This window comes from Klebsiella planticola (assembly GCF_000783935.2).
GTDB lineage: Bacteria > Pseudomonadota > Gammaproteobacteria > Enterobacterales > Enterobacteriaceae > Klebsiella > Klebsiella planticola.
Genome location: NZ_CP026047.1, coordinates 3,520,688 through 3,532,769, shown reverse-complemented (window position 1 = coordinate 3,532,769; position 12,082 = coordinate 3,520,688). Strand labels below are relative to the sequence as shown.

Genomic DNA, 12,082 nt, shown 5'->3' with positions numbered 1-12,082 from the left:
GAAACGATAACCCCGGTAAAATGTCGGTATTTCTCCAGGTTATGCCGACATTTGTGCCTCCCCACCCCACGAACCCATATTTTGTGCTAAGTTTAGAGGTAAATGTGGTTTACATTTAACTTTTAACGCATAAATATTGCATAACTATTCTGTCAAAGGTAGTATTTGCGGCCTCAATAGCTATTCGTATCAGACAGCCCAGATGAGTATTAAACTAAACGGCATTAACTGCTTCTACGGCGCGCATCAGGCGCTGTTCGACATCACGCTGGATTGCCCGCAGGGGGAAACGCTGGTGCTGCTCGGCCCCAGTGGCGCCGGGAAAAGCTCGCTGCTTCGCGTACTCAACCTGCTGGAAATGCCGCGTTCCGGGACATTACATATCGCCGGTAACCACTTCGACTTTACCAAAGCGCCTTCTGACAAAGCCATTCGTGAGCTGCGCCAGAACGTGGGTATGGTTTTCCAACAGTATAATCTGTGGCCGCACCTGACGGTGCAGCAAAACCTGATTGAAGCCCCCTGCCGCGTGCTGGGGTTAAGTAAAGACATGGCGCTCGCTCGCGCCGAAAAACTGCTGGAACGTCTTCGTCTCAAGCCCTACAGCGATCGCTATCCGCTGCATCTTTCCGGTGGCCAGCAGCAGCGCGTCGCCATTGCGCGGGCGCTGATGATGGAACCTCAGGTTCTGCTGTTTGATGAACCTACCGCCGCACTCGACCCGGAAATCACCGCTCAGATCGTCAGCATTATCCGCGAACTGGCCGGTACCGGCATTACGCAGGTTATCGTCACCCACGAAGTGGAAGTGGCGCGTAAAACGGCAAGCCGGGTGGTGTATATGGAAAATGGTCACATCATTGAACAAGGGGATGCCAGCTGCTTTACGCATCCTCAGACCGACGCGTTTAAAAACTATCTTTCACATTGATGTTTTCGGGGAAATGACGATGAAAAAAGTACTGATTGCCGCGATCCTGGCCAGCATGAGCCTGTCAGCTACTGCCGCCCAGACCATTCGTTTCGCCACTGAGGCCTCCTACCCTCCGTTTGAATCGATTGATGCCAACAATAAAATTGTCGGTTTTGATGTCGATCTGGCCAACGCGCTGTGTAAAGAAATTGATGCCACCTGCACCTTTACCAACCAGGCCTTCGACAGCCTGATCCCCAGCCTCAAATTCCGCCGCGTCGATGCGGTGATGGCCGGGATGGATATCACGCCTGAGCGTGAAAAACAGGTGCTGTTCACGACCCCTTACTACGAAAACTCGGCGCTGTTTGTCGGCCAGCAGGGTAAATACACCAGCCTCGAACAGCTGAAAGGCAAAAAAGTCGGCGTCCAGAACGGGACCACGCACCAGAAATTTATTAACGACAAACACCCTGAAATCACCACCGTGCCATACGACAGCTACCAGAATGCGAAGCTGGATCTGCAAAATGGCCGTATTGATGCCGTGTTTGGCGATAATGCCGTCGTCACCGAGTGGCTGAAAAGCAATCCGAAGCTGGCCGCGGTGGGCGATAAAGTCACCGATAAAGACTACTTCGGTACCGGTCTGGGCATTGCGCTTCGTCAGGGCAATACCGAACTGCAGCAGAAATTTAATGCTGCGCTGGAAAAAGTGAAAAAAGATGGGACTTACCAGACCATCTATAGCAAATGGTTTCAGAAGTAACGCTAAATGAATGAAATTTTTCCATTAGCAAGTGCCGCCGGGATGACCGTCGGCCTTGCCGTTTGCGCGCTCATCATCGGCCTTGTGCTGGCGATGCTGTTTGCCGTGCTGGAGTCAGTGAAATGGCGCCCGCTGGCATGGCTCGCAACCGGCGTGGTCACGGTTCTGCGTGGACTACCGGAGATTCTGGTGGTCCTGTTTATCTATTTCGGCTCCTCACAGCTGCTGCTTACGCTCTCCGACGGTTTTACGATCAATCTTGGCTTTGTGCAGATTCCGGTACAGATGCAGATTGAAAACTTCGACGTCAGTCCGTTCCTGTGCGGCGCCATCGCGTTGTCCCTGCTTTACGCCGCTTACGCCTCGCAAACTCTGCGCGGAGCGCTTAAGGCGGTACCTCAGGGACAGTGGGAGTCCGGCCAGGCGCTGGGGCTATCGAAAGGGGCGATCTTCTTCCGTCTGGTGATGCCGCAAATGTGGCGTCATGCGTTGCCGGGCCTCGGCAACCAGTGGCTGGTTCTGCTGAAAGATACCGCGCTGGTCAGTTTAATCAGCGTCAACGATCTGATGCTGCAAACCAAAAGCATCGCCACGCGCACCCAGGAGCCGTTTAACTGGTACATCATCGCGGCGGCGATCTATCTGGTCATCACCCTGCTCAGTCAGTACATCCTCAAACGTATTGACCAGCGTGCGACGCGCTTCGAACGGAGACCAGGCTGATGCTCGATTATTTACCCGAACTGCTGAAAGGGCTGCATACCAGCCTGACGCTGACGGCGGCTTCGATCGTCGTGGCGCTGATTCTGGCGCTGGTTTTCACCATCGTCCTGACGCTGAAAACGCCGGTACTGGTGTGGATTGTTCGCGCTTACATCACCTTATTTACCGGTACGCCGCTGCTGGTGCAGATCTTCCTGATTTACTATGGTCCAGGTCAGTTCCCCTCTTTGCAGAACTACCCGGTGCTGTGGCATCTGATTTCTGAACCCTGGCTGTGCGCCATGATAGCCCTGTCCCTCAACAGCGCAGCCTACACCACCCAGCTGTTTTATGGTGCGATCCGCGCCATCCCTGACGGCCAGTGGCAATCCTGCAGCGCGCTGGGCATGAGCAAGAAAGACACGCTGGCGATTCTGCTGCCGTACGCCTTTAAACGCGCCCTCTCTTCTTATTCCAACGAGGTGGTGCTGGTGTTCAAAAGTACCTCTCTGGCTTACACCATTACGCTGATGGAAGTCATGGGGCACGGCCAGCTGCTGTACGGACGTACCTACGACGTGATGGTGTTTGGCGCGGCCGGTATTGTCTATCTCATCGTCAACGGTCTTCTGACGCTGCTGATGCGGTTAGTGGAGCGTAAAGCGCTGGCGTTTGAACGACGGAACTAACCCCAAAAGGGATCCCGTTGGGATCCCTTTTTTTATTCCTTAAAAGAACAGCGCGTTAATCAGCAGTAAGGTGACCGACCCGGTCGCCCAGAGGATAGTTGAGGTGATACTCCACACCTTGATCTGTTCCTGAACTTCAGTCACGCCAAGCGAGCGGTTGACGACCCAAAAATAGGCGTCGTTAAAGTAGGAAAACATGAAGGAGCCAACCGTACAGCCCAGGCCAGCAATAACAGGATCCACGCCTAACGTCCCGATCATCGGGGCGGTAATACTTGCAGCGGTAATCATCGCCACCGTACCAGACCCCTGAATTAAGCGCACCAGCGTCGAAATGGTCAGCGGCAGCAAGACGCCCGGCACGCCTGTCTGGATAATGTAATCGGCGATCATATTACCGGCACCAGAATCACGCAGCACCATCCCCAGCGCCCCTCCCCCGCCGATAACCAGAAAAATGATCCCCGCCGAACGAATCGCATTTTCCATGTTTTGGGTCACTTCTTTACGCTCGTAACGGCTGCCCAGCCCAATAATGGCGATCAGTAACCCGGTCCCCACCGCCGTCACCGGATGACCGATTGCGATGACCATCTGCACTAACGACTGCTGCCACGCATGACTCTCGGGCTCAATATAGCCGAACTCCTTGAAGAAGGTGGCCAGCAGAATAAGCACAATCGGCACCATCAGCGGAGCAAACGAAATCACTGTGCCCGGCAGAGATTCCTCCTGCTGCACACTTTCCTTTGCGGAAACGGGGCGTTCACGGGTAAATCCACTGCCGTCTTCCGTCGGGATCAGGAAAATAGCGTTGCCAAGTCGTCGGGTATACAGGAATCCGGCTATCGCTACCGGTACCGCCACGACCATACTCCAGAGCATAAAGCGGCCAATAGGCATATTGAACTGTGATACCACGCCAAACGGACCAACGGCGGGCGGGATCATGCTATGACTGATCACCAGTCCGGCCGCAAGCGTTGCCCCTAACCCTACCACCGATTTCCCCGTTGAACGGGAGATCGCCTTAACCAACGGTACCAGAACGATAAATGCCGAATCACAGAATACGGCCATTGAGACGATTAGACCGATCATCACCAGCGCCAGCTCCTCGCGCCCCTTGCCCAGCAGGTTGATAAACGAAATCGCCATGCGCTTTGAGGCCCCGCTCATCTGCAACAGCGATCCCATCATCACGCCAAAGCCAATCACGATACCGATATTCCCTAGCGTCCCACCAAAGCCCCGGGTAACAGAAGCGATCATCATTTCGCTTTTCATCCCGCCTAACGAACCGGTAATCACCGCGGCAATGATCAAGGCGGGAAATGCCGGAATGCGCGTTTTAAGGATCATAAAGAGCAGTGCCGCTATTGCGACCAGCAGCCCACCAATCACGCGGAAACTGTCGAGCTCCTCCCCGCTGGTACTTCCAGGATTAAAAATGATTAACCCAATGCCAAGAACTAATACCCCCTTCAATGCCGGACTCATTCCCGCCGCGGCGGCTTCCACTGGTTTATCAGACATACTCACCTCGGATTATTGAGCGGCGGGCGTCACGCCCGCCTCAGGTTATTATTTTTTGTAATAGGGCGCGTAGAGTGCAGCCAGCCTGACCGCTTCAATCAGGCTAACCGGATCGGCAATCCCCTTACCCGCAATATCATTTGCCGTACCGTGATCAACGGAGGTTCGCAGGACAGGCATGCCGCTGGTGATAGAAATGGTGCGGTGGAAGTCCACCATTTTGGTGGCGATATGCCCCTGGTCATGGTACGGCGACAGTACGGCATCCCATGCCCCCAGCAGAGCAAAATGGAACACGCTGTCGGCCGGTTTTGGCCCCTCAATCGCGATACCTTGTTCGCGCGCAAGCTCAATACCCGGCAACAGGACTTCATCATCCTCATGGCCAAACAGACCGTGTTCGCCGCCGTGGGGATTAATCGCAGCCACCACCAGTTTGGGCTGCGGCACGCCAAGCTGCTGCAGCGCGCGGGTACAGCGCACCGCGTAATCGCACACTTTCTCCGGCGTCAGGCTGCGGATCGCCTCCACCAGAGAGAGATGACGCGTCAGGAAGAAAACCCGCAGCGTGCGCACCTGAAACAAAGTCAGCGGATCGCGGGTATCCGTGAGATGAGCAAATATCTCGGTGTGGCCAATAAAATCAACGCCTCCGGCCCTCAGTGACTCCTTATTAATCGGGGTCGTCGCCACCGCGTCAACGTCGCCGCGTAGCGTCATCTTTACCGCTTTCTCAATACAGTCATAGGCCGCCCTGCCGCACTGCCCCTGAATCTCACCCGGTTGGAACACATCAATATTAAGATCCCCGCACTCAATGAGATTCATTAATCCCGGCCGATCGAGATACTCATTCACACCAGTAATGACGTTAATAGCTAACGACACGCCGGAAAACTTCAGCGCCTGTTCAAGAATATGTATATTTCCGACAACGACCATTCTGGCATATTGTTGCGCGTGCTCAGAGGCCAGGGTTTTTACGGTAATCTCCGGGCCGATGCCAGCAGCATCCCCCATTGGAATAACCACCAACGGTCTCATAATTAACTCCTTTTATATTTACACAGTTTCGGTAATGGCGGTATTGCCCGATACTTTAGTCACTAAATAATCAATACAGTGCACCAGGGTGTTATCATTACCGATAAATCCACCTTTGGTAATTAACGGCAGCCCATCAGCCAATCCCCCGACTAACTTTCCATAGACGGCCAGCGGTTCAACTTCGTCTTTTAATACTACGCCGCTACCTTTTAATCGTCTGGTAATACTGACCATCACATCGCCGCCGCTGCCGTAGAGTCCGCTGATCGGCGATTTTTCTTTTTTCAACACCTGAGCGACGACTTCGGCGATACCACTATTAATCATGCAGCTGACCTGATGATTGTCGACTGCGAATTTTTTAGCGAGAGTATCCAGCCTGAAAATATGCTCAGGAGCCTCGACAGAATCAATGCCTATAACATCAAAGGTCCGGGTTTTATCAATTAACCGATCAACGACCTGGGCGGCACTTTCCGGGTTAAGGGAAAAATTGATTAACTCCTCTGCCGACAGCGTCTCAATATAGACTTCGCGCTCGTAGCGTAATTTCTTTATTTGCCGCTGGGTTAAATCAGAAACACTGCCAATGGCCAGAAAAACTTTATTGGTCCGTCTGCGCCCGGATGAAAATTTTAACCATGCCAGCTGCGCGGTGAACACACCGGGGTCGACGCAAAAACAGGGAATTTTTGCTTTCTGTACCGCCTGCGCTATCTGCTGAATATCATCACCGGTTGTCGCATCAATGATGACAATCCGGACGTTGCCACAATACAACTCCTTCAGTTTTTTAGTCAGCGTGATTTCGCCACGCAGCACATCGCGCAGACAAATATAACTGACATTTTTATTGGTCTGCTGGCGGAACAACTCCACCACCGACGATTCCAGCATTGGGTTTTTAGGATCGTTGCGCATTGCGGTATTCTGTAGCGGAATGCCGTCCACCAGCAGCGATCCTCCCACGCAAATACGCCCGCTGGAGGGATAAACGGGGACGACGATAGCCATCAGATGGGGAAAGCTATCGATGACCGCATCAACTTCAGCGCCTAAATTACCGCGCAGCGTTGAATCAATGCGCTTACTGATCAGCGTCTGCTCCGGGTTAATCCGCGCGACGCATTCCGCTACCCGCCTGTAGGCTTCGGCAGAAGAAACTGAGCGGGAATCTGTAGAAAATGAAACCACGTCAAAGCGCTCCGCCTCTTTCGCGTCGTTATCCAGACAGGTCATGGTCGTAAACCCTTTGGTACTTAACAGCGCGGCGGTCGCATTTGCGCCGGTTAAATCGTCCGCAATTATTGCAATTTTCACAGTGCTTCCCTCTCCGTATCGGGTTGATGTCACCTCATCAGCGAATCGCTATTGACGATGACCTGACTGAATTCCGCCAAATCGGTTATTTTGTAATGGCAGAAGACATTGTGTTTACTCTTATCCACCAGCAGAACTGACTTTGCGGCGCGGCTCATTGCCATCCACTTACAGTCCGCTTTACTTTGCGTGGTGGTCATTGCGCCATAATTCTCATCAAAACCATCCGCGCCGATAAAAGCGAGGTCGGTATAATGTTCGCTCAGGTAACGCAGCGTCTCAGTACAATAGGCTGAGCGACTTTCTCTGACTAACTCACCTGGACAAATAAGCAATTTAATGTTGGGGCGGTCATTCAGAATATAAGCAGTAGAAATATCATTAGTGATCACCGTCAGTGGAATATCTATTAGCCAGGCCAGCTGTTTCACCGTGGTGCCACCGTCCATAAAGACGATCTCTCCAGGACGCAAGAGTTTATAGGCCTGGAGCGCTATCTCCTTTTTCCATGCAATATGGTGTTGCGCTTTATCTTTATATTCTGGACTTTCATTAATGAATCCCTTAATAACTTGACCACCGAATATAACCTTGACCTGCCCGTTCTTCTGGAGTTCCTCAATATCACGGCGAATGGTCATATGTGAAACTGTAAAGTATTCAGCTAACTGGTTAATAGTAGTGGAATGATTAACGTCAAGCATCTCAATAATACGACGCACCCTTTGCGTTTTTGAATAGCGTGTCATGACATTATCTCGCTGAGTGTTAGCTTCACTCGATTTTTAAGCTAACCGTTTTTTAAATATGGAGATGTGAATAAAATCACAAATTCACAGCTCATTCACTCAATCACAGAATAAAAAGAGTACTGTGATCGGACCTACCATAATAACGATAAACGCCTAAAGGAACTCGTTATGAATAATAAAACAAGAAATACATCGGAAATAATTAATCGAGGCCGTAACGTATTGCATGAAGAGGCCAAAGCAATTATTAGCGCAACCTCTAATATTAATGATAATTTTGCACAAGCGATAAATATTATATTAAATGCGCCAGGCAAGGTGGTGCTAAGCGCCATGGGCAAACCCGGCTATATCGCGCATAAAATTTCGGCCACCCTCGCCAGCACCGGCACGCCCTCATTTTATCTGCACCCGGCCGAAGCGTTGCATGGCGATCTGGGAAGAGTCAGCCGCGAAGATGTGGTGATCCTCATCTCCAACAGCGGCGAGACGACAGAAGTCATCAATATGCTCCCCGCGCTCAAGCGAACAGGCGTGCCCATTATTGCGATATGTGGCGCCCCTGATTCCCCGCTGGCAAAATACAGTGACGTTGTTATTTCTTCACAGGTTGAGCATGAATGCTGCCCTCTGGATCTTGCCCCGACAACCAGCACCACGCTGGCGTTGGCCATCGGAGACGCCCTTGCCGTAACCCTGATGCAAGAACGAAACTTCAGCAAAGAGGAGTTTGCCCTCTATCATCCCGGCGGTTCACTCGGCAGGAGGCGGCTATTAACGGTCGGGAAAGCGATGCGCAGCGGCGAAAAAGCCTGCCTGATCGGTCGGGAGTCGACGATTCTGGATGCGCTGTTCATCATGACCCGCTATCTTTCGGGGGCAGCGCTGGTTGTTAATGGCCGCAATGAACTGGAAGGCATCATTACCGACGGCGATATCCGCCGCTATATCATGTACAACAACCTCTTCTTACAGACTCCGGTGAGGGAACTGATGAACCCTTTCGCGACCTGCATTGGTCAGCATCAGTTGATTGATGAGGCGATCAGAATCATGGAGCAGCACCAGCCGGCCCCCATTACCGTGCTACCGGTGATTAACGACGACAAACAGGTTGTCGGATTACTCCATTTAACCGATCTCCTGCGCATATTTCCGCCGGAAAAATAAATAAAAATACATTTATATTGAATATAAATTCATTTTTTGGCATGGTTATTCCACGTCAGGAAACGACGAACGACCACAATATTGACAGACGGGAGCAACACGCATGAAGAAGTTACTGTTAGCCGCAATGTTCGCCGCTACCGCATTTAACGCGGCCGCGGCAGAGAAAATCAGCTTCGGCGTTTCGGCAACCTACCCCCCTTTTGAATCCATGGATGCTAACAATCAGATCGTTGGTTTCGATCTGGATCTGGCGAAAGCGCTGTGCAAACAGATGCAGGCTGACTGTACCTTTACCAACCACGCTTTCGATAGCCTGATCCCGGCGCTGAAATTTAAAAAATATGACGCGGTGATTTCCGGGATGGACATTACTCCGGAGCGCAGCAAACAGGTCGCATTTACCGATCCGTACTACGCTAACTCGGCGCTGGTTATCGCTAAAAAAGACGCCTTCCACTCCTTTGCCGATCTGAAAGGCAAACGTATTGGTATGGAAAACGGCACCACCCACCAGAAATACCTGCAGGACAAACATCCGGAAGTTAAAACCGTCGCCTATGACAGCTATCAGAATGCGATTATCGACCTGAAAAATGGCCGTATTGACGGGGTGTTTGGCGATACTGCCGTGGTGAATGAGTGGCTGAAGACCAACCCGCAGCTGGGCGTCGCCACTCCGAAAGTGACCGATCCGCAATACTTCGGCACCGGCCTCGGCATCGCGGTACGTCCGGACAACAAGGCGCTGCTGGAAAAACTCAATACCGCGCTGAAGGCGATTAAAGCGGACGGCACGTATCAGAAAATCAGCCACCAGTGGTTCCCGGAATAATCCCCGGCTGACCCGGGTCGCGGCGAAATGCCTTGCCCGGGCGGTTCCCCGGCCAGCACCGCCTGGCCGGGGAACCATCGCTACGAACGCAACGGCAGGGTAAAGCGGAAGCTGGCTCCTGCCGGCACATCCACCAGCTGAATATCACCGCCGTGCAGCTGCAGCATTCGCCGCACAATCATCAGTCCCAACCCGCCTCGCGATTCCGGGCTCTGACCGGGTTCAAGCACCGAAGGCCGCTCAAACAGTGTCGCCCGCAGCTCACCGCTAACCCCAGGACCGCTATCGGCTACCTCAACCACCATCTCCGCCCCCTGCTGACGGGCCGTCAGGCTGATACTGCCGCCATCCGGCGTATGGCGAATCGCGTTATCCAGTAAATTGGTCAACACCCGCTCCATCATCGATAAATCCGCCACCACCGGCGGCAATCCCCCGGCCAGGGAGAGCTGTAAACGGATGTGGCGGGTGGCAATCGCCAGGTCGAACTTCTGCGCCACGTCCTGGACCAGCTCCGCCAGCACAAATTTCTCCGGCTGCAGCTTGATCCCGCCATGTTCCAGGCGCGCCAGCTCAAACAGCTGCTGGGAAAGAGAGCGGACTTTATTCCCCTGGCGCAGCGCAATATTGAGATAGCGCTTGCTCTCTTCCGCACTCAGCCGATCGGCTTTCAGCGTCAGCGTCTCCAGATAACCGAGCAGCGAAGTCAGCGGAGTCCGCAGATCGTGAGAAATATTGGCGATAAATTCACGCCGCTGGCGATCGCTATCGGCCAGTCGATCCCACTGCCCGGCGATCTGCCGGGCCAGGTCGATAAACCGGTTATGCAGGATCGCCACTTCATTGCCGGGATGCGGATCCGGCGCTTGCGCCGCCAGCAGTTTAATCGCTCCCATGCTGTCTTCTCCGGGCACCCCCACCTGTGCGGTCAGCTGGCGTACCGGGCGCGTCACCCAATACCAGGCAAGACCGCCGGCCAGCAGCCCAAACAGGGCCACCAGCAGCAGCGTCCAGATAAGCAAGCTTCCCAACGTCTTCTGCCAGGCGCTGGCCGCCAGCTCATTAAAGGTTTCCCCTTGCAGGATAATATAGAGATAGCCGCGCAGCTGGCCGTCGACATTCAACGGCGCCACGCTGAAGACCTTGCGCTGATCCTCGCTACGCGGATCGTCACCGTACACCGGCCAGGTGCCGCCGGAGAGAAACGTCTGTATCGGCACGATGTCAACGCGCTGGCGTTTGATATGGCCCGGCGGCGCAGCATCGGCCAGCAGCTCGCCGTCAGGTGAGATCAAGTAGAGCTCGACGCTGGGGTTGAAGACCATCAGGCGATCGAAAAGCGGTTTCAGCGCCTCGCGATTGACATGGCCCCGCGCATCGAGCAGCGGTTCACGGGCAACAATCTGCTGTGCCAGCCCGACCGAAAGACGCTGGACCATCGCATTACCGTATTGCGCGCTGCTATACAGCTGAACCACACACACCGCCACCGCACAAAGCAGTAGCAGCGAAGTGAAGACCAGCGCCAGGCGCTGGCTCAGGCTTAATCGCCGCATCATTGCTCCGCTCCTTTACGCACAGGCGCGAATTTATAGCCCTTGCCCCAGACCGTCAGAATGATTTCCGGCTCCGCCGGGTCGCGTTCAATTTTACTGCGCAGGCGGTTGATATGGGTATTGACCGTGTGCTCATAGCCCTCGTGCTGGTAGCCCCAGACGCGGTCAAGTAAGGCCAGGCGGGAGAAGACCTCGCCGGGATGGCGGGCAAAGTAGTACAGCAGGTCAAATTCGCGCGGCGTTAAATCCACCGGCTCACCGCGCAGTCTGATTTCACGCGCAAGCGGGTCGATGCTCAGGCCGTGGCAATTGATACGCCCGGAATCCATCAGCAAATTGAGCCCCATCGCCTCCTGGCGACGAAAGAGCGCTTTGACTCGCGCCACCAGTTCGATAACCGAAAACGGTTTGGCCAGGTAGTCGTCCGCCCCCATTTCCAGTCCCAGCACGCGGTGCGTCTCGCTGGAACGGGCGCTGATAATAATCACCGGCAGATAGCGGGTCATCTGGCGAATGCGCCGGCAAATCTCCAGCCCATCGACGTTGGGCAGCATCAGGTCGAGAATCGCCGCATCCCAGCCGCCCTTTTCCAGCTGCACCAGCGCCTGCGCGCCGTCCGCTTCATGCACAATCTGATATCCCTCATCCTGCAGATTTAAACGCAGCAATGCGGCAATATCGTCGTCATCTTCGACCAACAGGATTTTCTTTGCCATGGGTATTGCTCCGCTAATATCACGCTGTTATTAGCCAAGCTTACCCGATTTACGTCGGCAGAAGAGTTCACATTTTG

At 53.6% G+C, this 12,082-nt stretch carries 12 protein-coding genes; 6 read left to right on the top strand and 6 right to left on the bottom strand.

Annotated elements, in window-relative coordinates:
* Positions 1–202: 202 nt before the first annotated feature.
* Genes artP through artM form a run of 4 tightly spaced genes read left to right on the top strand, consistent with a single transcriptional unit; the run spans position 203 to position 3,073 of the window.
* Complete coding sequence (gene artP, locus MC50_RS17035) at positions 203–931, top strand: arginine ABC transporter ATP-binding protein ArtP (protein WP_004859977.1); 729 nt, start codon at positions 203–205, stop codon at positions 929–931.
* 19 nt (positions 932–950) lie between these two features.
* Positions 951–1,682, top strand: coding sequence for an arginine ABC transporter substrate-binding protein ArtI (artI, locus tag MC50_RS17030; RefSeq protein WP_032688653.1), 732 nt, complete (start codon positions 951–953; stop codon positions 1,680–1,682).
* Positions 1,683–1,688: 6 nt separating this feature from the next.
* On the top strand, positions 1,689–2,405 hold the full coding sequence (artQ, locus tag MC50_RS17025) for an arginine ABC transporter permease ArtQ (RefSeq protein ID WP_032688654.1): 717 nt from the start codon (positions 1,689–1,691) through the stop codon (positions 2,403–2,405).
* Positions 2,405–3,073, top strand: a complete 669-nt coding sequence (gene artM, locus MC50_RS17020; protein ID WP_032688655.1) for an arginine ABC transporter permease ArtM — start codon at positions 2,405–2,407, stop codon at positions 3,071–3,073. The genes artQ and artM overlap by 1 nt, the downstream gene beginning before the upstream one ends.
* A 39-nt stretch (positions 3,074–3,112) precedes the next feature.
* Here artM and MC50_RS17015 read toward each other — a convergent pair whose 3' ends face one another.
* The 4 genes from MC50_RS17015 to MC50_RS17000 are packed head-to-tail and all read right to left on the bottom strand — an operon-like array spanning position 3,113 to position 7,725.
* Positions 3,113–4,609, bottom strand: coding sequence for a GntP family permease (locus MC50_RS17015; RefSeq protein ID WP_080748446.1), 1,497 nt, complete (start codon positions 4,607–4,609; stop codon positions 3,113–3,115).
* Between the two features lie 48 nt (positions 4,610–4,657).
* Complete coding sequence (gene pdxA / locus MC50_RS17010; protein WP_047664478.1) at positions 4,658–5,653, bottom strand: 4-hydroxythreonine-4-phosphate dehydrogenase PdxA; 996 nt, start codon at positions 5,651–5,653, stop codon at positions 4,658–4,660.
* 18 nt (positions 5,654–5,671) lie between these two features.
* Positions 5,672–6,976 (bottom strand): four-carbon acid sugar kinase family protein, encoded by a 1,305-nt coding sequence (locus MC50_RS17005; RefSeq protein ID WP_032688659.1) that lies wholly within the window; start codon positions 6,974–6,976, stop codon positions 5,672–5,674.
* Between the two features lie 29 nt (positions 6,977–7,005).
* Positions 7,006–7,725 carry a DeoR/GlpR family DNA-binding transcription regulator gene (locus MC50_RS17000; protein WP_047664475.1) on the bottom strand — a complete coding sequence of 240 codons (720 nt, stop codon included), beginning with the start codon at positions 7,723–7,725 and terminating at the stop codon, positions 7,006–7,008.
* Positions 7,726–7,896: 171 nt separating this feature from the next.
* Here MC50_RS17000 and MC50_RS16995 point away from each other — a divergent pair, with 171 nt between their 5' ends.
* Positions 7,897–8,898 (top strand): KpsF/GutQ family sugar-phosphate isomerase, encoded by a 1,002-nt coding sequence (locus MC50_RS16995; RefSeq protein ID WP_047664473.1) that lies wholly within the window; start codon positions 7,897–7,899, stop codon positions 8,896–8,898.
* Positions 8,899–9,001: 103 nt separating this feature from the next.
* Positions 9,002–9,733, top strand: a complete 732-nt coding sequence (gene artJ, locus MC50_RS16990) for an arginine ABC transporter substrate-binding protein ArtJ (protein ID WP_032688661.1) — start codon at positions 9,002–9,004, stop codon at positions 9,731–9,733.
* Between the two features lie 80 nt (positions 9,734–9,813).
* Here artJ and MC50_RS16985 read toward each other — a convergent pair whose 3' ends face one another.
* Positions 9,814–11,292, bottom strand: coding sequence for a sensor histidine kinase (locus MC50_RS16985; protein WP_047664470.1), 1,479 nt, complete (start codon positions 11,290–11,292; stop codon positions 9,814–9,816).
* Positions 11,289–12,005: a response regulator transcription factor gene (locus MC50_RS16980; RefSeq protein WP_047664467.1), complete on the bottom strand. Its 717-nt coding sequence runs from the start codon at positions 12,003–12,005 to the stop codon at positions 11,289–11,291. The genes MC50_RS16985 and MC50_RS16980 overlap by 4 nt, the downstream gene beginning before the upstream one ends.
* Positions 12,006–12,082: the final 77 nt, after the last annotated feature.